Annotated in this window: 22 protein-coding genes and 1 tRNA gene; 17 read left to right on the forward strand and 6 right to left on the reverse strand. The window is 53.3% G+C overall.

What is annotated here, in order from left to right:
• Positions 1-62 precede the first annotated feature (62 nt).
• A tRNA-Trp gene (locus ACLD4K_RS20525) sits at positions 63-138 on the forward strand.
• 100 nt (positions 139-238) lie between these two features.
• On the opposite strand, the gene hdfR is transcribed toward ACLD4K_RS20525, so the two are convergent.
• Positions 239-1,087: an HTH-type transcriptional regulator HdfR gene (gene hdfR, locus ACLD4K_RS20530; RefSeq protein WP_115400789.1), complete on the reverse strand. Its 849-nt coding sequence runs from the start codon at positions 1,085-1,087 to the stop codon at positions 239-241.
• A gap of 106 nt (positions 1,088-1,193) precedes the next feature.
• Here hdfR and maoP point away from each other — a divergent pair, with 106 nt between their 5' ends.
• On the forward strand, positions 1,194-1,532 hold the full coding sequence (maoP, locus tag ACLD4K_RS20535; RefSeq protein WP_000840996.1) for a macrodomain Ori organization protein MaoP: 339 nt from the start codon (positions 1,194-1,196) through the stop codon (positions 1,530-1,532).
• Positions 1,533-1,556: 24 nt separating this feature from the next.
• Here maoP and ACLD4K_RS20540 read toward each other — a convergent pair whose 3' ends face one another.
• Entirely contained in the window at positions 1,557-3,077 is a 1,521-nt protein-coding gene (locus tag ACLD4K_RS20540; RefSeq protein ID WP_411012412.1) for a YifB family Mg chelatase-like AAA ATPase, read from the reverse strand.
• Between the two features lie 351 nt (positions 3,078-3,428).
• Between ACLD4K_RS20540 and ilvL the strand changes: the two genes are divergently transcribed.
• From ilvL to ACLD4K_RS20585, 9 genes are all read left to right on the forward strand, one after another.
• Positions 3,429-3,527, forward strand: coding sequence for an ilv operon leader peptide (gene ilvL, locus ACLD4K_RS20545; RefSeq protein ID WP_001311244.1), 99 nt, complete (start codon positions 3,429-3,431; stop codon positions 3,525-3,527).
• A gap of 86 nt (positions 3,528-3,613) precedes the next feature.
• A complete protein-coding gene (gene ilvX / locus ACLD4K_RS20550) occupies positions 3,614-3,664 on the forward strand; it encodes a peptide IlvX (protein WP_192930503.1) in 51 nt (16 codons plus the stop codon).
• Positions 3,665-3,666: 2 nt separating this feature from the next.
• Complete coding sequence (gene ilvG / locus ACLD4K_RS20555; protein ID WP_411012413.1) at positions 3,667-5,313, forward strand: acetolactate synthase 2 catalytic subunit; 1,647 nt, start codon at positions 3,667-3,669, stop codon at positions 5,311-5,313.
• A complete protein-coding gene (ilvM, locus tag ACLD4K_RS20560) occupies positions 5,310-5,573 on the forward strand; it encodes an acetolactate synthase 2 small subunit (protein ID WP_000983260.1) in 264 nt (87 codons plus the stop codon). The genes ilvG and ilvM overlap by 4 nt, the downstream gene beginning before the upstream one ends.
• Positions 5,574-5,590: 17 nt before the next feature.
• Positions 5,591-6,520: a branched-chain-amino-acid transaminase gene (gene ilvE / locus ACLD4K_RS20565; RefSeq protein ID WP_000208532.1), complete on the forward strand. Its 930-nt coding sequence runs from the start codon at positions 5,591-5,593 to the stop codon at positions 6,518-6,520.
• A 152-nt stretch (positions 6,521-6,672) separates the two neighbouring features.
• Positions 6,673-8,523 carry a dihydroxy-acid dehydratase gene (gene ilvD, locus ACLD4K_RS20570; protein WP_411012414.1) on the forward strand — a complete coding sequence of 617 codons (1,851 nt, stop codon included), beginning with the start codon at positions 6,673-6,675 and terminating at the stop codon, positions 8,521-8,523.
• Positions 8,524-8,525: 2 nt separating this feature from the next.
• Positions 8,526-10,070 (forward strand): threonine ammonia-lyase, biosynthetic, encoded by a 1,545-nt coding sequence (ilvA, locus tag ACLD4K_RS20575; RefSeq protein ID WP_411012416.1) that lies wholly within the window; start codon positions 8,526-8,528, stop codon positions 10,068-10,070.
• A 282-nt stretch (positions 10,071-10,352) separates the two neighbouring features.
• Positions 10,353-10,670 (forward strand): type II toxin-antitoxin system RelE/ParE family toxin, encoded by a 318-nt coding sequence (locus ACLD4K_RS20580; RefSeq protein WP_000535852.1) that lies wholly within the window; start codon positions 10,353-10,355, stop codon positions 10,668-10,670.
• Entirely contained in the window at positions 10,667-11,008 is a 342-nt protein-coding gene (locus tag ACLD4K_RS20585; protein WP_000560822.1) for a helix-turn-helix domain-containing protein, read from the forward strand. The genes ACLD4K_RS20580 and ACLD4K_RS20585 overlap by 4 nt, the downstream gene beginning before the upstream one ends.
• A gap of 2 nt (positions 11,009-11,010) precedes the next feature.
• Here ACLD4K_RS20585 and ilvY read toward each other — a convergent pair whose 3' ends face one another.
• The gene (gene ilvY / locus ACLD4K_RS20590; RefSeq protein ID WP_183058930.1) at positions 11,011-11,898 is read right to left on the reverse strand and encodes an HTH-type transcriptional activator IlvY; all 888 of its coding nucleotides are present in this window, start codon (positions 11,896-11,898) and stop codon (positions 11,011-11,013) included.
• Between the two features lie 164 nt (positions 11,899-12,062).
• On the opposite strand from ilvY, the gene ilvC reads away from it, so the two are divergent.
• Positions 12,063-13,538, forward strand: coding sequence for a ketol-acid reductoisomerase (gene ilvC, locus ACLD4K_RS20595; protein WP_411012415.1), 1,476 nt, complete (start codon positions 12,063-12,065; stop codon positions 13,536-13,538).
• 91 nt (positions 13,539-13,629) lie between these two features.
• On the opposite strand, the gene ppiC is transcribed toward ilvC, so the two are convergent.
• A complete protein-coding gene (gene ppiC, locus ACLD4K_RS20600) occupies positions 13,630-13,911 on the reverse strand; it encodes a peptidylprolyl isomerase PpiC (protein ID WP_001096806.1) in 282 nt (93 codons plus the stop codon).
• Positions 13,912-14,104: 193 nt separating this feature from the next.
• On the opposite strand from ppiC, the gene ACLD4K_RS20605 reads away from it, so the two are divergent.
• The 4 genes from ACLD4K_RS20605 (at position 14,105) to rep (ending at position 18,430) form a co-directional block, all read left to right on the forward strand.
• Positions 14,105-14,806 (forward strand): Crp/Fnr family transcriptional regulator, encoded by a 702-nt coding sequence (locus tag ACLD4K_RS20605; protein WP_183058928.1) that lies wholly within the window; start codon positions 14,105-14,107, stop codon positions 14,804-14,806.
• A gap of 28 nt (positions 14,807-14,834) precedes the next feature.
• The gene (locus ACLD4K_RS20610) at positions 14,835-15,578 is read left to right on the forward strand and encodes a nucleoside phosphorylase (RefSeq protein ID WP_183058927.1); all 744 of its coding nucleotides are present in this window, start codon (positions 14,835-14,837) and stop codon (positions 15,576-15,578) included.
• Positions 15,578-16,306, forward strand: coding sequence for a nicotinamide riboside transporter PnuC (gene pnuC, locus ACLD4K_RS20615; RefSeq protein ID WP_411012417.1), 729 nt, complete (start codon positions 15,578-15,580; stop codon positions 16,304-16,306). Before ACLD4K_RS20610 ends, pnuC begins: the two co-directional genes overlap by 1 nt.
• A gap of 99 nt (positions 16,307-16,405) precedes the next feature.
• Complete coding sequence (gene rep, locus ACLD4K_RS20620; RefSeq protein WP_001238842.1) at positions 16,406-18,430, forward strand: DNA helicase Rep; 2,025 nt, start codon at positions 16,406-16,408, stop codon at positions 18,428-18,430.
• A gap of 39 nt (positions 18,431-18,469) precedes the next feature.
• On the opposite strand, the gene gppA is transcribed toward rep, so the two are convergent.
• Together gppA and rhlB are read right to left on the reverse strand one after the other, a co-directional pair.
• Complete coding sequence (gppA, locus tag ACLD4K_RS20625; protein ID WP_001089447.1) at positions 18,470-19,951, reverse strand: guanosine-5'-triphosphate,3'-diphosphate diphosphatase; 1,482 nt, start codon at positions 19,949-19,951, stop codon at positions 18,470-18,472.
• Positions 19,952-20,069: 118 nt separating this feature from the next.
• On the reverse strand, positions 20,070-21,335 hold the full coding sequence (rhlB, locus tag ACLD4K_RS20630; RefSeq protein WP_183058926.1) for an ATP-dependent RNA helicase RhlB: 1,266 nt from the start codon (positions 21,333-21,335) through the stop codon (positions 20,070-20,072).
• A 143-nt stretch (positions 21,336-21,478) separates the two neighbouring features.
• On the opposite strand from rhlB, the gene trxA reads away from it, so the two are divergent.
• Entirely contained in the window at positions 21,479-21,808 is a 330-nt protein-coding gene (gene trxA / locus ACLD4K_RS20635) for a thioredoxin TrxA (RefSeq protein ID WP_001280776.1), read from the forward strand.
• Positions 21,809-21,867: the final 59 nt, after the last annotated feature.

The raw sequence follows: 21,867 nt of genomic DNA on the forward strand, positions 1-21,867 counted from the left end.
AATACCTGCCTGTCACGCAGGGGGTCGCGGGTTCGAGTCCCGTCCGTTCCGCCACCCTAATTAGGGGCGTAGTTCAATTGGTAGAGCACCGGTCTCCAAAACCGGGTGTTGGGAGTTCGAGTCTCTCCGCCCCTGCCAGAAATAATCCTTAGCATCTGCTAAGGATTTTTTTTGCCTGAAATTACCTGATTACCTGGTCAGGTAATCGTAAGTTCCCTTCTTTTTCTTTTCATCATTTTCATTGTTCATCCAGCACATCCGTTTTTAACAGATCGCAGATCAGCGAGTATTTATCGCTGTTTTGCAGCCAAATGGCGTATAGCGGCCGTGAAAGCGTTGCGCTGTCGGCAACGGTATGTAATCCGCCCTTTTCATTTGCCCAGTTTACAGGAAGCCAGCTACAGCCATTTAATGCGCTAAGCTGCTGTCGGGCGAGTTCGGCTGAGCTGGTTGTTAATACCGGCACTTCATCTGCTGCGATCAGCCCTGTTTCATGCTGTTGGAAGTCTGGTCCCCACTCCAGCCGCAGATAATTGAGTTCTGATTTCTTACGGACAGGGCTGCTGCAATATAACGCCAAAGTGAAGTGCCCTAACAGTTGACTGCTGAACTCATCCATTTTGGGTGCTTCGGTAGTAATGAGGAGATCAAGCTGGCGTTCATGAAGTTGCTTCACAAGCGATTGCCGTTGAGCGATTCTGGCTTCGAATTGCAGGCCGCTTTGCGGCTCCTGTAGTTGGTACAGTCGACCCAGCCAGGCGTTAAGCATACACTCCCATAAAGACGCGCTGGCGCCGATGGAAAACTCGTTATGGCGTGAGGTATGCGCCACCTCTTTACGTGCCGCCTGCCACGTATTCATCAGCGTTTCCGCATACGGTAAAAGTTTTTCGCCAGCCGTGGTTAAACGGATATTGTTTCTGTGCCGCGTAAAAAGGTTTACGCCCAGTTGATTCTCCAGTTGCCTGATACGAAAGCTCACCGCGGATTGCGTCAGGTAAAGTGCTTCTGCGGCCCGCCCGAAATGGCGTGTCCGGCTAACTTCCAGGAAAGTTTTTAACAATTCCGTATCCACTGTGCTCTCCACAAAATTATTTGTCGTTATGATTTAAATGTTTTGTTTTACACTCTGTCAAGCGTAACTAATACTCCGCGCCATAAATAGCTCAGACAAAGAATTAGGAGCGTGCAGGATGGCGGAAAGCTTTACGACGACTAATCGATATTTTGACAATAAACATTATCCACGTGGATTCTCTCGTCACGGTGATTTCACGATTAAAGAGGCACAACTGCTTGAGCGTCATGGTCATGCCTTTAATGATCTGGATCTTGGCAAGCGTGAGCCTGTGACTGAAGAAGAGAAGCTGTTTGTAGCGGTATGTCGCGGTGAACGTGAGCCGGTAACGGATGCAGAACGCGTCTGGTCCAAGTATATGACGCGTATCAAGCGTCCAAAACGCTTCCACACCTTGTCTGGCGGCAAGCCGCAAGTTGAAGGCGCGGAAGACTACACCGAAGCTGATGATTAATAAAAAGGGCGTAATGCCCTTTTTTTACGCCAACAGCTTTTGCAAATGAATTAACAATCTGTCTATCGCCCGATAGCTTACCGCCTCCTGCAAATGCTGACGCGAGATCTGGTCAGCCAGTTCTATGTCGGCAATGGTTCTGGCCACTTTTAGTAAACGCTGCCAGGCGCGAATGGATAATCCAAGATGCACCAGCGTGTCTTCAAGCCAGCGGGCGTCATCGTGATGCAAAACACAATATTTTTGGATTTCGCGACCCTCCAGACGCGCGTTTAACTTCTTCTGGCGTCGGTACTGCCGTTCATGGGCGGCGATGACCCGCTTTTTTACCGTAGCGCTGCTCTCACCCTTTGAGGCGTGTTGGCTAAGAATCCCGGGCGGAGGAAGCGGTATCTCAAGAGAAAGGTCAAAACGATCAAGAAACGGGCCTGACAACCGATTAAGGTAACGTAGTGTCTGTTCTGGCGTGCAGCGATTATGGTTTCCCTGATAATGTCCGGTCGGGCTGGGATTCATTGCGGCGATTAACTGGAACCTGGCAGGATACGTTATTTTCGCTCTGGTACGGGATAAATGAATTTGACCGGATTCTATAGGTTCACGTAGCGCATCCAGTGTGCGTCGCTCAAATTCAGGCAATTCATCAAGGAACAAAATTCCGTTGTGCGCCAGCGATATCTCTCCCGGTGCGGGTATTGCGCCGCCGCCGACCATAGCAGTAAGTGAGGCGCTATGATGAGGTGAGCGAAAGGGGCGTTGCTGCCATCGTTTTTGTATCGTATCGGCATTAACCAGACTGAGGATCGCGGCGCTTTCCAACGCCTCTTCATTGCTTAATAGTGGAAGAATCCCGCTCAGTCGACTGGCCAGCATGGTTTTACCCGTACCCGGCGGGCCGATCAATAGCAGATTATGTCCCCCTGCCGCTGTAATCTCCAGGCCGCGTTTACCCTGCTCCTGACCGATCACATCGCGAAGATCGGCAGTTGCGGTAGGCGATGCCATATCCTGAGCTAAAGGTCTTTCCAGGGCGTGTTTCCCTTCCAGAAAGGCGCAGACGGTTTGTAGATGATCGGCGATAAAACATCCTTCTTTGCTGATAAGCCCAACCTCCGCCGCGTTCTCTGTTGCGACGATAATATTTCTGCCGGCCCTGATGGCTTCCGTTGCACTTGATATTGCGCCAGGAACGCCACGTAATGCGCCTGTAAGCGCTAACTCACCCACCAGCTCATATGCCTCAAGATTCGACGCTGTAAGCTGCTCAGACGCGGCCAGAAGCGCAACAGCAATAGGCAGGTCATACCTTCCGCCCTCTTTCGGTAGATCGGCTGGAGCAAGGTTAATGGTTATTTTTTTAGCCGGAAATTCATATCCGCTATTAATAATCGCACTACGTACCCGGTCACGCGCCTCTTTTACCGTGGTTTCCGGTAGGCCAACCATGGTTAATCCCGGTAATCCATTACTGATATGCACCTCTATAGTGATAGGCGGCGCATTGACGCCAAGTGCGGCGCGGGTATGAACAATCGCCAGTGACATAATCCCTCCTGTTACGTGGATTATGCGGAATAGAAGAGAAAATCGAATTACTGACTTTTTGTTTTTTAGCGGCTGATTCCTGAATTTTGGCGTCATTTTCAGGTAAGAAACATTAAACTGGAAGAACGCTCGCAGAAGCGAAAAGAAGGAAAACAGGGTGTAAAGCGCACCAAAAGGGGGAGGAAAACGTGAAAATTTTTCAGTTGCTAATTTTTCTTATAAAAAACAAAGCACTTTTAGGCATTCACCTGCATTATCTGAAACGTGGTTAAAAAAATATCTTGTGCTATTGGCAAAACCTATGGTAACTCTTTAGGTATTCCTTCGAACAAGATGCAAGAATAGACAAAAATGACAGCCCTTCTACGAGTGATTAGCCTGGTCGTGATTAGCGTGGTGGTGATTATTATCCCACCGTGCGGGGCTGCACTTGGACGAGGAAAGGCTTAGAAATCAAGCCTTAACGAACTAAGACCCCCGCACCGAAAGGTCCGGGGGTTTTTTTTGGCCTGAAAAACTTAAGCGAGGAGCAGAGCGTGAATAACAGCATAAAATTCTGTTTCTCAAGATTTACGACGGGGATGTAACTATGAACGGGGCACAGTGGGTGGTACATGCTTTGCGAGCGCAGGGGGTGAAAACCGTATTTGGTTATCCTGGCGGCGCAATTATGCCGGTTTACGACGCGTTGTATGACGGTGGTGTGGAGCATTTGTTGTGCCGACACGAGCAGGGTGCCGCAATGGCGGCAATCGGTTATGCCCGTTCTACCGGCAAAACCGGTGTTTGTATCGCCACTTCCGGCCCTGGCGCCACTAACCTGATCACTGGCCTGGCGGATGCGTTGTTAGATTCGATCCCCGTCGTCGCGATCACGGGTCAGGTTTCCGCCCCGTTCATCGGCACTGATGCGTTCCAGGAGGTGGATGTGTTAGGGCTGTCGCTGGCCTGCACCAAACACAGCTTTCTGGTGCAGTCGCTGGCAGAGTTGCCGCGCATCATGGCGGAGGCTTTTGAAGTCGCTAACGCTGGCCGTCCTGGCCCGGTTCTGGTGGATATCCCGAAAGATATCCAGTTGGCCAGCGGTGAGCTGGAACCCTGGTTCACTACCGTTGCTAACGAAGCGACATTCCCGCAGGCTGATGTTGAACAGGCGCGCCAGATGCTGGAACAGGCGAAAAAACCCATGTTGTACGTCGGCGGTGGTGTTGGTATGGCGCAGGCGGTTCCGGCGCTGCGTAAATTTATCGCGGTAACGCAAATGCCAGTTACCTGTACGCTGAAAGGTCTGGGCGCTGTTGAAGCTGATTATCCGTACTATCTGGGCATGCTGGGAATGCACGGTACTAAAGCGGCTAATTTCGCGGTGCAAGAGTGTGATTTACTGATCGCAGTGGGTGCACGTTTTGATGACCGGGTGACCGGTAAGCTGAATACGTTTGCGCCGAACGCCAGCGTAATCCATATGGATATCGACCCGGCGGAAATGAACAAACTGCGTCAGGCACACGTCGCGTTGCAGGGCGATTTAAATTCGCTGTTGCCGGCATTACAGCAACCGCTGAAGATCGACGCATGGCGTCAGTCCTGTGCAGAGCTGCGCGCAGAACACGCCTGGCGCTATGACCATCCTGGCGAGACTATCTATGCGCCGTTGTTGTTGAAGCAATTGTCGGAACGCAAACCCGCAGACAGCGTGGTGACGACGGATGTGGGGCAGCATCAGATGTGGTCAGCCCAGCATATGACTTACACCCGCCCGGAGAACTTCATCACTTCCAGCGGTCTGGGGACGATGGGATTCGGCTTACCGGCGGCCGTTGGCGCGCAGGTAGCGCGACCGAATGATACCGTTATCTGTATCTCCGGTGACGGCTCCTTCATGATGAATGTTCAGGAGTTGGGCACCGTAAAACGCAAGCAGTTACCGTTGAAGATAGTCTTACTCGACAACCAGCGGTTAGGGATGGTTCGACAATGGCAGCAACTGTTTTTCCAGGAGCGATATAGCGAAACCACCCTGACCGATAACCCCGATTTCCTCATGCTGGCCAGCGCCTTCGGCATTCCAGGCCAGCACATTACTCGTAAAGACCAGGTTGAAGCGGCACTCGACACAATGTTGGCAAGCGAAGGGCCGTACCTGCTTCACGTCTCAATCGACGAACTTGAAAATGTCTGGCCGTTGGTGCCGCCTGGCGCCAGTAACTCTGAAATGCTGGAGAAATTATCATGATGCAACATCAGGTCAATGTATCGGCACGCTTTAATCCAGAAACCTTAGAACGTGTTTTACGCGTGGTGCGCCATCGTGGTTTTCAGGTGTGCTCCATGAATATGGAAGCCGCGACCGATGCGCAGAATATAAATATTGAATTGACCGTTGCCAGTCCCCGGTCGGTCGACTTACTGTTTAGTCAGTTAAGTAAACTGGTAGATGTTGCGCATGTTGCGATCTGCCAGAGCGCTGCCACATCACAACAAATCCGCGCCTGAGCGCAAAAGGAAGAAAAATGACGACGAAAAAAGCTGATTACATTTGGTTCAATGGCGAGATGGTGCGCTGGGAAGACGCGAAGGTTCACGTAATGTCTCACGCGCTGCACTACGGTACGTCGGTATTTGAAGGGATTCGGTGCTACGACTCTCACAAAGGCCCGGTAGTGTTTCGTCATCGTGAACATATGCAGCGCCTGCGCGACTCAGCAAAAATTTATCGTTTTCCGGTTTCCCAGAGCATTGATGAGCTGATGGAAGCCTGCCGCGAAGTGATCCGCAAAAACAACCTGACCAGCGCCTATATCCGTCCGTTGGTATTTGTAGGCGATGTCGGTATGGGCGTTAACCCGCCCCCGGGATACACCACTGACGTCATCATCGCCGCGTTCCCGTGGGGGGCATACCTGGGCGCCGAAGCGCTGGATCAGGGGATCGATGCGATGGTTTCTTCCTGGAATCGCGCTGCGCCGAACACCATTCCGACCGCCGCCAAAGCGGGCGGGAACTATCTTTCCTCACTGCTGGTGGGTAGCGAAGCGCGCCGCCACGGCTATCAGGAAGGCATCGCCCTGGATGTAAACGGCTATATCTCCGAAGGCGCAGGCGAAAACCTGTTTGAGGTGAAAGATGGCGTGCTGTTTACTCCGCCGTTTACCTCTTCCGCGCTGCCAGGCATTACTCGCGACGCGATCATCAAACTGGCGAAAGAGCTGGGTATTGAAGTGCGCGAGCAGGTGCTGTCCCGTGAATCGCTGTATCTGGCCGACGAAGTGTTTATGTCCGGAACCGCGGCAGAAATTACTCCGGTACGCAGCGTTGATGGTATCCAGGTAGGCGAAGGCCGCTGCGGCCCTGTTACCAAGCGTATTCAACAAGCCTTCTTTGGTCTCTTCACTGGAGAAACCGAGGATAAATGGGGCTGGTTGGATCCGGTAAATTCATAATAAATAAAATTAATATTTTCCCAAAATAATTTGCGTCACAGGAAGGCGGCAACGCAGCGAATCCCCAGTGTAGTAAGTGACTGGGGTGAGTGAGGCAGCCAACGCACCTGTGGCGTGAAGTATGAAGGGAAAAGATGGGGAGTAAATAAAGCATGCCTAAGTACCGTTCCGCCACCACCACCCATGGTCGTAATATGGCGGGTGCCCGCGCGCTGTGGCGCGCCACAGGAATGACCGACAGTGATTTTGGCAAACCGATTATCGCCGTGGTGAACTCATTCACTCAGTTTGTGCCGGGTCACGTTCATCTGCGCGATCTCGGTAAGCTGGTCGCCGAACAGATTGAAGCTTCCGGCGGTGTGGCGAAAGAGTTCAACACTATTGCCGTGGATGACGGGATCGCCATGGGGCACGGGGGTATGCTCTATTCACTGCCGTCGCGCGAGCTGATCGCCGACTCCGTGGAGTACATGGTGAACGCCCATTGCGCTGACGCGATGGTGTGTATCTCCAACTGCGACAAAATCACCCCAGGGATGCTGATGGCCTCGCTGCGCCTGAATATTCCGGTAATCTTTGTCTCCGGCGGACCGATGGAAGCCGGGAAAACCAAACTGTCCGATCAGATCATCAAGCTCGATCTGGTTGATGCCATGATTCAGGGAGCGGACCCGAAAGTCTCTGACGATCAAAGTAACCAGGTGGAGCGCTCCGCCTGTCCAACCTGCGGCTCCTGCTCCGGCATGTTTACCGCTAACTCCATGAATTGCCTGACCGAAGCGCTGGGCCTGTCGCAGCCGGGCAACGGTTCGCTGCTGGCGACCCATGCTGACCGGAAGCAGTTGTTCCTCAATGCCGGTAAGCGGATTGTTGAACTGACTAAACGCTATTACGAGCAGGATGACGAAAGCGCACTGCCACGAAACATTGCCAACAAGGCGGCGTTTGAGAATGCGATGACGCTGGATATTGCGATGGGCGGTTCGACCAATACCGTTCTGCATCTACTGGCGGCGGCGCAGGAAGCGGAAATCGACTTCACCATGAGTGATATCGACAAGCTGTCCCGCAAGGTGCCGCAGTTGTGTAAAGTGGCGCCAAGTACCCAGAAATACCATATGGAAGACGTTCACCGTGCCGGCGGTGTGCTGGGTATTTTAGGCGAGCTGGATCGCGCCGGGCTGCTGAACCGCAACGTGAAAAACGTATTAGGCCTGACGCTGCCACAAACGCTGGAACAGTACGACATCACGATTACGCAGGACGAAGCGGTTAAAAAAATGTTCCGTGCTGGCCCTGCCGGTATCCGTACTACCCAGGCGTTCTCGCAGGATTGTCGCTGGGATTCGCTGGATGACGACCGCGCAGCGGGTTGCATCCGCTCGCTGGAATATGCCTATAGCAAAGACGGCGGTCTGGCGGTGCTGTATGGCAACTTCGCCGAAAACGGCTGCATCGTTAAAACCGCGGGCGTCGATGACAGCATCCTTAAATTCACCGGCCCTGCCAAAGTTTACGAAAGCCAGGACGACGCGGTAGAGGCAATACTCGGCGGCAAAGTAGTGGAAGGCGATGTAGTCGTGATCCGCTACGAAGGGCCGAAAGGCGGGCCGGGAATGCAGGAAATGCTCTATCCGACCAGTTTCCTGAAGTCGATGGGGCTGGGCAAAGCCTGCGCGCTCATCACCGATGGGCGTTTCTCCGGCGGTACTTCGGGTCTTTCCATCGGCCACGTCTCGCCGGAAGCGGCCAGCGGCGGCACTATTGCGCTGATTGAAGATGGCGACACTATTGCGATTGATATCCCGAACCGCAGCATTCAGTTGCAGTTGAGCGAGGCTGAAATCGCCGCACGCCGCGAGGCGCAGGAAGCTCGCGGCGATAAAGCCTGGACGCCGAAAAATCGTCAGCGCCAGGTTTCGTTTGCCCTGCGTGCCTACGCCAGCCTGGCGACCAGCGCCGATAAAGGTGCGGTGCGCGATAAATCGAAACTGGGAGGCTGATGATGGCGGAATCTCAACCTCTGTCAGTCGCGCCGGAAGGGGCGGAGTATCTGCGCGCGGTGCTACGCGCGCCAGTATACGAAGCGGCGCAGGTGACGCCGCTGCAAAAAATGGAAAAGCTCTCGTCACGTCTGGACAACGTTATTCTCGTCAAACGCGAAGACCGGCAGCCGGTACATAGCTTTAAGCTGCGCGGCGCTTACGCGATGATGGCCGGATTGACCGAAGAACAAAAAGCCCACGGCGTGATTACCGCGTCGGCGGGGAACCATGCACAGGGCGTGGCGTTCTCCTCCGCGCGGCTTGGCGTGAAGGCGCTGATCGTCATGCCAAAAGCAACGGCGGATATTAAAGTCGATGCGGTACGCGGTTTTGGCGGCGAAGTGCTGTTGCACGGCGCTAATTTTGATGAAGCGAAAGCGAAAGCTATTGAGCTGGCGCAGCAGCAGGGTTTTACCTGGGTGCCGCCGTTTGATCACCCAATGGTGATCGCCGGGCAGGGCACGCTGGCGCTGGAACTGCTTCAGCAGGATTCGCATCTCGATCGTGTCTTTGTGCCGGTTGGCGGCGGCGGCCTGGCGGCGGGCGTAGCGGTACTGATCAAACAATTGATGCCGCAAATCAAAGTGATTGCCGTCGAAGCGGAGGATTCCGCCTGCCTGAAAGCGGCGTTGGAAGCCGGTCATCCAGTGGATCTCCCGCGCGTTGGGTTGTTTGCTGAAGGCGTGGCGGTAAAACGCATCGGCGACGAAACGTTCCGGCTGTGTCAGGAATACCTTGATGATATTGTCACCGTGGATAGCGACGCTATCTGCGCGGCGATGAAAGATTTGTTTGAAGATGTGCGTGCGGTGGCGGAGCCGTCCGGCGCGCTGGCGCTGGCGGGGATGAAGAAATATATCGGCCAGCACAATATTCGCGGCGAACGCCTGGCGCACGTCCTTTCCGGCGCCAACGTTAACTTCCACGGCTTGCGCTATGTGTCTGAACGCTGCGAGCTGGGGGAACAGCGCGAAGCGTTACTGGCGGTGACCATTCCGGAAGAAAAGGGGAGCTTCCTCAAATTCTGCCAGTTGCTTGGCGGGCGTATGGTCACTGAATTTAACTACCGTTTTGCCGACGCGAAAAATGCCTGTATTTTTGTCGGCGTCCGCGTCAGTCAGGGGCTGGAGGAGCGAAAAGAGATTATCACCCAACTGTGCGACGGCGGTTATAGCGTAGTGGATCTCTCCGACGATGAAATGGCGAAGCTGCATGTGCGCTATATGGTCGGCGGACGCCCCTCCAAGCCATTACAGGAGCGTTTGTATAGTTTCGAATTTCCGGAGTCGCCCGGCGCGTTGCTCAAATTCCTGCATACGCTTGGCACGCACTGGAATATTTCGTTATTCCATTACCGCAGCCACGGTACCGATTATGGCCGCGTGCTGGCGGCGTTCGAGTTAGGCGATCATGAGCCGGATTTCGAAACCCGGCTGCATGAGCTGGGCTATGAATGCCATGATGAGAGCAATAACCCGGCGTTCCGGTTCTTTCTGGCGGGTTAATTCAGCGTTTAGTTTTTCAGGCCCACAAAGTAAAGTGGGCCTGATATCCAGATATGATCTTCCCTCAGTTATTGGGTTTTTCTGCCAGCCCGGAGCATCCACTCATTTAATTTTGCGAGACGTTTTCCAGAAGGCGCCCAATCTGCTTGTGGTGAAACTCGGCTCACCATATCGTTAGCACCGCCATCACTCGCACCTGTTAAAAACAATGTATAAAATTTTATACACAAGGATGTTATGTTACTCACCCGAGCTCTCTCCAATGAAAAAGAAATTCGATGAGTGGGATCTTCTCTGGAGGATCTCCTGGCTTTTCCCATAACGGTACGTAAAGCAGTCGGTTATCAGCTTCACAAAATTCAGTATGGAATTGAACCCGATGACTGGAAACCGTTTTCAGAAATTGGGGCTGGGGTAAATGAAATTCGGATTCGTGACAACAATGGTATCTATCGCGTTATGTATGTCGCTAAGTTTGAAGAAGCACTCTACGTTTTGCATAGTTTCCAAAAACAGACGCAACAAACCAGTCAGCACGATAAAAACATCGCCAGAACGCGTTATAACCGGGTGGTGCAACAACGGAGAAACAGCTTGTGATTGCCAAAACTGATAGTGATATTCGCCATGTGACGCCATCTGGCGGTAATGTTTTTGCTGATTTGGGGTTTGATAAGCAGGACGCAGAAAAGTTTTACGCTGATTCCCTGAGTGAAATCGAAAACACGTTAGCCATTAAAGAACAGCTCATGGAAGAAATTACCCTCTGGATTACGCGAAACCAGATGAAGCAAGCCGAGGTTGCTACAGTTTTGCATATATCCCGACCGCGCGTTTCTGATGTCGTCAACAAGAAATGCAGCAAATTCACCATTGATGCTCTGGTGAATATGCTTAGCCGTATTGGGAAGCCTGTTCGGGTAATGGTAGGGCCGTAAAACTAATTCGGTAAAATCTTCCAGAACGCATCAATTAGCGGCTCATGCAGCCGCTTTTTTTGCGCGCAGACGCCCAGTTCAAACGGCGTTTTTTCGTCGCTGCGATCTAAAATCATCACCCGATTGCGCACTGGTTCCGGGCTGTTTTCCAGCACCACTTCCGGCAGCAGCGCCACGCCGCAGCCCAGCGCCACCATTGAGACCATCGCTTCGTGACCGCCGACGGTGGCGTAAATCTGCGGATTGCTGATTTTATGGCGGCGGAACCATAGCTCAATGCGGCGGCGTACCGGCCCCTGATCGGCCATGATAAACGGCACCGTCGACCAGTCGGGCTTATCAACCGAAACCTGATTGCGCACCGGGCAGGGCAGCGCCGGGGCGATCAGCACTACCGCCAGATTTTCCAGCATCGAAAACGCCACCGCGCCGGGCAGCGTTTCTGGTTTGCCGGCGATTGCCAGGTCCGCTTCTCCCGTTACCACCTTTTCCATCGCATCGGCAGCATCGCCGGTCGTCAATTTGATTTCAACAGAAGGGTGTTCGGCGCGAAAACGGTCAAGGATCGGCGGCAGATGACTGTATGCCGCGGTCACTGAACAGAAGATATGGAGTTCGCCGGAAAGGGACGGCCCCTGCTGATCGAGGGTATGGCGCAACTGCTGATATTGCAAAAGTGTCTGTTGGGCAAACACTCGCAGCTCTTCACCCGCTTCGGTCAGCGTGACCGTGCGGTTATCACGCACAAACAGCGGCTGGCCGAGATCTTCTTCCAGCCGCTGAATCTGCCGGGAGAGCGTGGAGGGGCTGACGTGCATCGCCCGCGCGCTGCGGCCAAAGTGGCGGCTTTCCGCCAGATGCAGGAAGGTTTTTAGATCGCGTAAATCCACAGACGGACCTCCGGTTTTTGACGTTGCATAAACCGCAACATAACGTTGTGAATATATCAATTTCCGCAATAAATTTCCTGTTGTAATGTGGGTTCATTCGCACAGATAGCAATCTGTAAACCGAACAATAAGCGCGACAACACAACATCACGGAGTACACCATCATGGCTAACTACTTTAATACACTGAATCTGCGCCAGCAGCTGGCGCAGCTGGGTAAATGCCGCTTTATGGGCCGCGACGAATTCGCCGACGGCGCGAGCTACCTGCAGGGTAAAAAAGTGGTCATCGTCGGCTGTGGCGCTCAGGGGCTGAACCAGGGCCTGAACATGCGTGACTCCGGTCTGGATATTTCCTACGCCCTGCGTAAAGAAGCCATTGCTGAGAAGCGTGCTTCCTGGCGTAAAGCGACCGAAAACGGCTTCAAAGTGGGTACCTACGAAGAGCTGATCCCGCAGGCGGATCTGGTGGTTAACCTGACGCCGGACAAACAGCACTCCGACGTGGTGCGTTCTGTACAGCCGCTGATGAAAGACGGCGCGGCGCTGGGCTACTCCCACGGCTTCAACATCGTGGAAGTGGGCGAGCAGATCCGTAAAGACATCACCGTGGTGATGGTGGCGCCGAAGTGTCCGGGCACCGAAGTGCGCGAAGAGTACAAACGTGGTTTCGGCGTGCCGACGCTGATCGCCGTTCACCCGGAAAACGACCCGAAAGGCGAAGGCATGGCGATTGCGAAAGCCTGGGCTGCGGCCACCGGCGGTCACCGTGCGGGCGTACTGGAATCTTCTTTCGTTGCAGAAGTGAAATCTGACCTGATGGGCGAGCAGACTATTCTGTGCGGTATGCTGCAGGCCGGTTCTCTGCTGTGCTTCGACAAGCTGGTGGCAGAAGGCACCGACCCGGCATACGCCGAAAAACTGATTCAGTTCGGCTGGGAAACCATCACCGAAGCGCTGAAGCAGGGCGGCATCACCCTGATGATGGACCGTCTGTCTAACCCGGCGAAACTGCGTGCTTACGCGCTGTCCGAACAATTGAAAGAGATCATGGCGCCGCTGTTCCAGAAACACATGGATGACATCATCTCCGGCGAATTCTCGTCCGGCATGATGGCTGACTGGGCTAACGACGATAAGAAACTGCTGACCTGGCGTGAAGAGACCGGTAAAACCGCGTTCGAAACCGCGCCGCAGTTTGAAGGTAAAATCGGCGAGCAGGAGTACTTCGATAAAGGCGTGCTGATGATTGCGATGGTGAAAGCGGGCGTTGAGCTGGCGTTCGAAACCATGGTCGATTCCGGCATCATCGAAGAGTCTGCTTACTACGAATCACTGCACGAACTGCCGCTGATCGCGAACACTATCGCCCGTAAGCGTCTGTACGAAATGAACGTAGTTATCTCTGATACCGCAGAATACGGTAACTATCTGTTCTCTTACGCTTGCGTACCGCTGCTGAAACCGTTTATGGCGGAATTGCAACCGGGCGATCTGGGTCACGCTATCCCGGAAGGCGCAGTAGACAACGCACAGCTTCGCGACGTGAACGACGCGATTCGTAGTCATGCTATCGAGAAAGTGGGCCAGAAACTGCGCGGCTATATGACGGATATGAAGCGTATTGCGGTAGCGGGTTGATATACCTTGTCGGGTGGAGCTAGCGCTTACCCGACCTACAAAATCAATCAGACGATGTAGGCCGGGTAAGGCGTAGCCGCCACCCGGCTTTTTATTTGCGATACAATACCTTAATGATGTGGTAACCGAACTGGGTATGCAATGGACCGGTTGGCTCCAGTACCGGGCAGGAAAAGACTACTTTATCGAATGCCGGAACCATCTGGCCCTGACGAAATTCGCCTAAATGACCGCCTTTTTTACCGGATGGGCAGATAGAATGCTTCTTCGCCAGCTTCTCAAAATCGCCGCCGTTTTTAATTTGCTCCAGAAGATCTAAAGCCAGTTTCTCTTCTTTTACAAGGATATGCAGTGCTGCTGCCATTTTTGCCATTATTGTGTTCTCACGTCGCAAAGATTGGCCGTCACTTTATCACTCCTTAGGCCGTCAGACATATACTCTTCGCCATTACAGGACAGATGTCCCGCCTGATTTAATGAACCGGGAGATAAGCGGCATTTTTAGCGGGCGTATTTCGGATTTGCGGGACGGCGGTCCTGTCCTTTCTGGCAAGGGGCGAGATACCATGAACATAATGAAAAACGCAGAATTTCCAGACGACTGGCTTTTAGGGCTACGCCAGGTCGTACGCGACCCAGTGCTTTATGAATTACTCAAATATTGTCCGTTGGAAATCATGCAGTGCTGGCGATTTGACGACATTTCCCGCGGCGCGCTTATCTGCCGCCAGGGGGAAATATGCCAGCAATTTTCGCTCATCGTGGCCGGCGAAGTGGATGTTTTTTACGAAGCTGAAGATGGACGCCGTTACCGGCAGGCGCGTTATGGCAAAGGCGACATGCTGGGTGAGCTGGAGATATTTGAGTCGCGGCATTACATCTGTTCTGTCGTAGCCGTCGGCAATGTACAGCTACTCAGCCTGGCGCAAGCGCATTTTTGCCGCTGGCTGACACTGGATAACCACTTTAACCAGCGAATGCTGCGTTTTTTCAGCCAACAGTATTACCAGTTGTCGAAAAAGGCCAGTAGCGACAATTTGTACTCGCTGCATCAGCGCGTATGCCAGGCATTATGGCTGCGTTATCAACAATATGAATCAACCACTATTTTGCTTGATAAGCAGAATCTTGGTCAGGAATTTGCGGCGACGACGCGCAGTATCAACCGGATACTGCACGATCTGAAATCGTTGAACATTATCGATACCGACGGTGAGCGGATCATTTTACTGGCTCCTGAAAAACTCAAACAGGAGGCGGACATCTGAACCTCTCAGAACAATAAGGAGACGGGAGATGCAACCCCATATTCGGCTTAACACAAGCATGACCCGCGCGAAATATGCGCTTTTGCCCGGCGATCCCGGGCGGGTGGATAGAATCGCCCGTTTTCTTGATAAGGCTGAGATTCTGGGTCAAAACCGGGAGTTTCGCGCGGCGCGCGGCTGGTATCAGGGCGTTGAAATAGTCGTGCTCTCCACCGGAATCGGCGGACCGTCAACCGCTATCGCCATCGAGGAGTTACGCCAGGTTGGCGTCAACACATTAATCCGTATCGGTAGTTGCGGCGCGTTGCAGGACTCGCTGGCGTTGGGCGATGTGATCATCGCCCACGGCGCGGTGGCTGACGACGGCGCCAGCAAAACCTATGCACCCGCCAGTTATCCGGCTTGTGCGGACCCGTATCTTACCGCCACGCTGATACAGCAGGCGAAACAGATGAATATCTCTGCCGTTTACGGGCTGGTGCGCAGCCATGACAGCTTTTATACCGATCGCGAAGCTGAACTGGATGCCGAATGGTCGGCCCGTGGGGTTCTCGGCGCGGATATGGAAACCGCCGCGTTGATGGTCGTGGGGGCGTTACGTGGGCTGCGTACAGCGTCGTTGCTAAATGTGGTCGTCGCGCATAATGGTTGTCTGGAGAGCAGCATTAACCATTATGTTCAGCAGGATATCTTGTGCCAGCAAGGTGAAGAACGCCAGATTTCTCTGGCGCTTCAGGCCATTTATTTCGATAGTTTGCAAGGAGAGCAATGATGGACTTTTTCAGCATTAACAATGTAATGGTCAACATTCCTCTCGGCGAGGGTGGGTATGCGCTGTCGTGGATTGAGGCTATCGGCACCGTCTTCGGCTTATTGTGCATTTGGTGCGCCAGTCGGGAAAAAATCATTAATTACCTGTTTGGCTTGATTAACGTCACTCTGTTTGCCGCCATCTTTTTTCAGATTCAACTGTATGCCAGCTTGCTGCTTCAGGTTTTTTTCTTTGCGGCGAATATTTACGGCTGGTACGCATGGAGCCGGCAGAATGACGCCCAGGAAGCCGCTCTGAAAGTACGCTGGCTTTCTCGTCAACAAACATGGGGGTTGGGGGGCATATGTATTATCGCCATTCTGCTGATGACGTGGTTTATCGATCCGGTCTTCGCTATGTTGACCCGCGTTATGCTCGCCCTGCTGCAAACGGTAGGTATGCAGGTGGCGATGCCTGAACTCCAGCCGGACGCGTTCCCGTTCTGGGATTCCACCATGCTGGTGTTGTCGATTGCGGCGATGGTGCTGATGACCCGCAAGTACGTGGAAAACTGGCTGCTGTGGGTGATTATTGATGTAATTAGCGTCGTGATCTATGCGGTACAGGGCGTTTATGCGATGTCGCTTGAGTATGTTCTGCTGACGGCGATCGCGCTAATGGGTTCTTACAGTTGGATCAAGGGCGCACAGCGTAATGGCTATACGCCGCTTGCCGCCAGAGCCTGCTGATTGACCTTTTCCAGGCTGCCTGAAAAAGCAGCCTGGTCTTCTCTGGGCCTCGCTTTCTGCTACAATCCCTCCCCCGTTCGAAGATTGAGCACTATTCCCATGCGTTTAAATCCCGGCCAACAACACGCTGTCGAATTCGTCACCGGACCCTGCCTGGTGCTGGCAGGAGCGGGTTCTGGTAAAACTCGCGTAATTACCAATAAAATCGCCCACCTGATCCGCGGATGCGGCTATCAGGCCCGGCATATTGCGGCGGTGACGTTTACCAATAAAGCGGCGCGCGAAATGAAAGAACGCGTCGGGCAGACGCTCGGTCGTAAGGAAGCGCGCGGTTTGATGATCTCCACCTTTCATACGCTAGGGCTGGATATTATTAAGCGCGAGTACGCTGCGCTGGGGATGAAATCGAACTTTTCATTGTTTGACGATACCGACCAGGTCGCCTTGCTCAAAGAGCTGACCGAAGGCCTGATCGAAGATGACAAGGTTCTGTTGCAACAGCTGATCTCCACGATCTCCAACTGGAAAAACGATCTCAAAACGCCTGCGCAGGCAGCGGCCGGGGCGAAAGGCGAACGCGATCGTATTTTTGCCCACTGCTACGGGCTTTACGACGCCCATATGAAGGCATGTAACGTTCTCGATTTTGATGATTTGATTTTGCTGCCGACGCTGCTGCTGCAACGCAATGACGAGGTGCGCGAGCGCTGGCAGAATAAAATTCGTTATCTGCTGGTGGATGAATATCAGGATACTAACACCAGCCAGTATGAGTTGGTTAAGCTGCTGGTCGGGCAACGCGCGCGCTTTACGGTCGTGGGCGATGACGATCAGTCTATCTACTCCTGGCGCGGCGCGCGTCCGCAAAACCTGGTGTTACTGAGCCAGGATTTTCCGGCGCTGCAGGTGATTAAGCTGGAGCAAAACTATCGTTCTTCGGGCCGCATTCTGAAAGCGGCGAATATTCTCATCGCCAACAATCCGCACGTCTTTGAAAAGCGCCTCTTTTCCGAGCTCGGTTACGGCGCGGAACTCAAAGTGTTAAGCGCAAACAATGAAGAGCATGAAGCTGAGCGCGTTACCGGCGAACTGATTGCCCATCACTTTGTGAACAAGACCCAGTACAAGGATTACGCCATTCTGTATCGCGGGAATCATCAGTCGCGGGTATTTGAAAAATTCCTCATGCAGAACCGTATTCCGTACAAAATTTCCGGCGGCACCTCATTTTTCTCCCGTCCGGAGATTAAAGACTTGCTGGCCTATCTGCGGGTGTTGACCAACCCGGATGATGACAGCGCTTTCCTGCGCATCGTGAATACGCCAAAACGCGAAATCGGTCCGGCCACGCTGCAAAAGCTGGGTGAATGGGCAATGACGCGTAATAAAAGCCTGTTTACCGCCAGCTTTGATATGGGGCTTAGCCAAAAGCTGACCGGACGTGGTTACGATTCATTGACGCGTTTTACCCACTGGCTGGGGGAAATCCAGCGTCTGGCTGAACGCGAGCCTGTCGCCGCCGTGCGCGATCTCATCCACGGTATTGACTATGAATCCTGGTTGTACGAAACCTCGCCGAGCCCCAAAGCGGCGGAAATGCGTATGAAAAACGTTAACCAGCTCTTTAGCTGGATGACTGAGATGCTGGAAGGTAACGAACTCGATGAGCCGATGACGCTGACCCAGGTGGTTACACGCTTTACGCTGCGCGATATGATGGAGCGCGGCGAGAGCGAAGAAGAGCTGGATCAGGTACAGTTGATGACGCTTCATGCATCGAAAGGACTGGAATTCCCGTATGTCTATATGGTGGGAATGGAAGAAGGATTTTTGCCGCATCAAAGCAGCATTGACGAAGACAATATTGAGGAAGAGCGTCGGCTGGCCTATGTCGGGATCACTCGCGCGCAGAAAGAGCTCACCTTTACATTATGTAAAGAGCGCCGTCAGTATGGGGAACTGGTGCGCCCGGAGCCCAGCCGCTTCCTGTTAGAACTGCCGCAGGATGATTTAATCTGGGAGCAGGAGCGCAAAGTGGTAAGCGCTGAGGAGCGAATGCAAAAAGGGCAAAGTCACCTGGCTAATCTGAAAGCCATGATGGCGGCAAAGCGAGCGAAATCGTAGGCCGGATAAGCGAAGCGTCATCCGGCAATCAGACTACGGTTAGCGAACGTCCAGCGGCCAGTGTACATAGCTTTGCCACTGGCTTTCCTGATCAATCAACTCTTTACCCAGCGGGTGATGCGCCAGCCAGTCGCCAGGCAAGGTTAACGTCAGATTTTCATTTAGCGCCTGTAGCGTAATTTCTGGTACCAGATCGTCACGACGGCGACCGGCAAAGAGAATCGCCAGTCGCAGCAAACGGCATAGCTGTTCCGCAACACGGGGCGGTACCGCGTTTTGCTGATGAAGCGAAGAGAGATCGACCGGATTGGTCTGATTCAGTAAGAGGGTGGCGAGCAACTTTTTCTGCGCGGGCGTATAGCCAGGCAGATCCAAATGGCGTACTAAATAGGCGGCATGATAGGGCGCTTGTTTAAAATCAACGCTCAGACCGATCTCATGCAATTGGCAAGCGCTAAGCAACAGTTCACGACTGATAGGCTCAATATGCCAGGCATTTTCTACCTGTTTGAGGAAGTTATCTGCCAGCTTCGCCACACGATTTGCCTGATCGGTATCGACGATAAACCGACGCTGAATGTTTCGCAGCGTGCGGCTGCGGATATCCTGATCTACCGCCAGATGCAACATCCCATACACCAGCCCTTCGCGTAACGCGCCGCCTGCCAGCGTCATGCTCTGGATGTTCAGCTCGGTAAATATTGCGATCAGAATAGCCAGCCCGCTTGGGAAAACCAGCGCGCGCTCCAGCGTCAGGCCTTCGATTTCCAGCTCTTCCAGACGCCCGCACTGTATCGCGCGTTGTTTTAGCTGCTGCAGTTTGGCGAGCGTAATGCGCTCGTCCATCCCCTGCGCCATCATGATTTCCTGCAACGCCTGTACGGTGCCGGAGGCACCCACGCAGACCTTCCAGCCATGAAAACGCAGTTCATCGGCGACCGGACGCAGCACATCGCGCGCGGCTTTCTCCGCGTCATCAAAGTTTTCTTGCGCCAGATTACGATCGCTAAAATAGCGTTCAAGCCACGTTACGCAGCCCATCGACAGGCTAAACAGCGACGTGGTTTGCGCGCCAGTGCCGGTAACCAGTTCAGTGCTGGCGCCGCCGATATCCACCACCAGCCGCTGATCTGCGCCGCCGGTGGTATGAGCGACCCCCTGATAAATCAGCCGCGCCTCTTCTTCGCCGCTGATAACCTGCACCGGACAACCAAGGATAGTCTGCGCTTTCGCGATAAATTCCCCCGCATTGACGGCGAGACGCAATGTTGCGGTGGCAACCACGCGGATTTGCGGCTGCGGAATATCCTGCAAACGTTCAGCAAACAGACGCAGGCATTGCCAGCCGCGTTCCATCGCTTCGGCTGAAAGGTGGTTGTCATTGTTCAGACCCGCGGCCAGACGCACCTTACGTTTTATTCGGGTCAACGTCTGGATGCTTCCCGCCGCCTCGCGCACGACCAGCATATGAAAACTATTGGAACCGAGATCAATGGCGGCATACAACGAGGTGGAATTCATACACTTCATCCTTCAACCGGTATCCGTGTTGGCTGCGTACTCTTCCTAAGCTCATCGGGATTTGTTTTCTTGCCGCCTTGATACAGGCTAAATGATTTTGTGTATGGCATAACTTTTCTTAACCTGAACGACGACGATTACGCGGAGCGCCAGCGCGGCGTGGGCCATTGCCTGTACGCGGGCGCGTTAAGCGCAACGGCTTGGGCAGATCGTTCATGAGCGCTTCCGGATTGTATTTGCTGACCGGAATCGAGTGGCCGATATAGCTCTCAATGGCGGGCAGATTCAGCGCATACTCTTCGCAAGCCAGGCTGATGGAATGACCGCTGGCGCCAGCGCGACCGGTACGACCGATACGGTGAACATAGTCTTCACAATCGTCTGGCAGATCGTAGTTAAAGACGTGCGTTACGGCGGGGATATGCAACCCGCGCGCCGCGACATCGGTCGCCACAAGAATATCCAGATCGCCGCGGGTGAACTCATCCAGAATCCGCAGGCGCTTTTTCTGCGCGACGTCGCCGGTCAGCAGACCAACACGATGGCCATCTGCCGCCAGATGTCCCCAGATATCTTCGCAACGATGCTTGGTGTTGGCGAAAATAATGGCGCGATCCGGCCACTCTTCTTCGATCAGCGTTTGCAGTAAACGCATTTTCTCTTCATTAGAGGGGTAGAAAAGCTCTTCTTTAATGCGGTGGCCGGTCTTTTGCTCCGGTTCCACTTCAACATATTCGGCGTTGTTCATCTGTTCAAACGCCAGCTCGCGAACCCGATAAGACAGGGTGGCGGAGAACAACATGTTCAGACGCTGCGCAGCCGGCGGCATACGACGGAACAGCCAGCGGATATCTTTAATAAAGCCCAAATCGTACATGCGATCGGCTTCATCGAGTACGACGACCTGAATGGCGCCGAGGTTAATGTGATTTTGTTTGGCGTAGTCGATCAGTCGGCCCGTCGTACCAATAAGAATATCAACGCCGCTTTCCAGCACTTTAAGCTGCTTGTCGTAACCATCGCCGCCGTAAGCCAGGCCTAATTTTAAGCCTGTCGCTTGCGCCAACGGCTCCGCGTCTGCGTGAATTTGTACGGCTAATTCACGCGTCGGCGCCATGATCAGCGCGCGCGGCTGGTTCACCTTGCGATCGTCGATCGCGGGATGAGAAAGTAAATAATGAAACGTTGACGTCAGAAACGCCATCGTTTTCCCGGTACCGGTTTGCGCCTGCCCTGCAACGTCACGACCCGCCAGCGTTAGCGGAAGGGCCAGTGCCTGAATGGGCGTACAATTATAAAACCCTTTTTTTTCAAGGGCTTCAACCACCTGTGGGTGCAGGGCGAAGTCGGAAAACTTCTGTTCTGTTAAATGTGTTTTGCTCATAGTGTGGTAGAATATCAGCTTACTATTGCTTTACGAAAGCGTATCCGGTGAAATAAAGTCAACCTTTGTTGGCGAAGTTAACATCAGCACCTCGTTGGTTAATGCTACACCAACACGCCAGGCTTATTCCTGTGGAGTTATATATGAGCGATAAAATTATTCACCTGACTGACGACAGTTTTGACACGGATGTACTCAAAGCGGACGGGGCTATCCTCGTTGATTTCTGGGCAGAGTGGTGCGGGCCGTGTAAAATGATCGCTCCGATTCTGGATGAAATCGCTGACGAATATCAGGGCAAATTGACTGTTGCCAAACTAAACATTGACCAGAACCCAGGTACTGCGCCTAAATATGGCATCCGCGGTATTCCGACTCTACTGCTGTTTAAAAACGGCGAAGTGGCGGCAACCAAAGTAGGCGCACTGTCTAAAGGTCAGTTGAAAGAGTTTCTTGACGCCAATCTGGCGTAATACCTTTTATACCCAAAATAATTCGAGTTGCTTAAAGGCGGCAAGGGAGTGAGTCCCCA

Source organism: Salmonella sp. 741265055_HSA, assembly GCF_046569525.1.
Taxonomy (GTDB): Bacteria; Pseudomonadota; Gammaproteobacteria; order Enterobacterales; family Enterobacteriaceae; genus Salmonella; species Salmonella enterica.

Bases quoted from the DNA above. Each gene is read 5' to 3' on its own strand.
- maoP (WP_000840996.1), top strand. From the start codon at position 1,194: ATGGCGGAAAGCTTTACGACGACTAATCGATATTTTGACAATAAACAT.
- ACLD4K_RS20540 (WP_411012412.1), bottom strand. From the start codon at position 3,077: ATGTCACTGGCGATTGTTCATACCCGCGCCGCACTTGGCGTCAATGCG.
- ilvL (WP_001311244.1), top strand. From the start codon at position 3,429: ATGACAGCCCTTCTACGAGTGATTAGCCTGGTCGTGATTAGCGTGGTG.
- ilvG (WP_411012413.1), top strand. From the start codon at position 3,667: ATGAACGGGGCACAGTGGGTGGTACATGCTTTGCGAGCGCAGGGGGTG.
- ilvM (WP_000983260.1), top strand. From the start codon at position 5,310: ATGATGCAACATCAGGTCAATGTATCGGCACGCTTTAATCCAGAAACC.
- ilvE (WP_000208532.1), top strand. From the start codon at position 5,591: ATGACGACGAAAAAAGCTGATTACATTTGGTTCAATGGCGAGATGGTG.
- ilvD (WP_411012414.1), top strand. From the start codon at position 6,673: ATGCCTAAGTACCGTTCCGCCACCACCACCCATGGTCGTAATATGGCG.
- ilvA (WP_411012416.1), top strand. From the start codon at position 8,526: ATGGCGGAATCTCAACCTCTGTCAGTCGCGCCGGAAGGGGCGGAGTAT.
- ilvC (WP_411012415.1), top strand. From the start codon at position 12,063: ATGGCTAACTACTTTAATACACTGAATCTGCGCCAGCAGCTGGCGCAG.
- ppiC (WP_001096806.1), bottom strand. From the start codon at position 13,911: ATGGCAAAAATGGCAGCAGCACTGCATATCCTTGTAAAAGAAGAGAAA.
- ACLD4K_RS20605 (WP_183058928.1), top strand. From the start codon at position 14,105: ATGAACATAATGAAAAACGCAGAATTTCCAGACGACTGGCTTTTAGGG.
- ACLD4K_RS20610 (WP_183058927.1), top strand. From the start codon at position 14,835: ATGCAACCCCATATTCGGCTTAACACAAGCATGACCCGCGCGAAATAT.
- pnuC (WP_411012417.1), top strand. From the start codon at position 15,578: ATGGACTTTTTCAGCATTAACAATGTAATGGTCAACATTCCTCTCGGC.
- rep (WP_001238842.1), top strand. From the start codon at position 16,406: ATGCGTTTAAATCCCGGCCAACAACACGCTGTCGAATTCGTCACCGGA.
- gppA (WP_001089447.1), bottom strand. From the start codon at position 19,951: ATGAATTCCACCTCGTTGTATGCCGCCATTGATCTCGGTTCCAATAGT.
- rhlB (WP_183058926.1), bottom strand. From the start codon at position 21,335: ATGAGCAAAACACATTTAACAGAACAGAAGTTTTCCGACTTCGCCCTG.
- trxA (WP_001280776.1), top strand. From the start codon at position 21,479: ATGAGCGATAAAATTATTCACCTGACTGACGACAGTTTTGACACGGAT.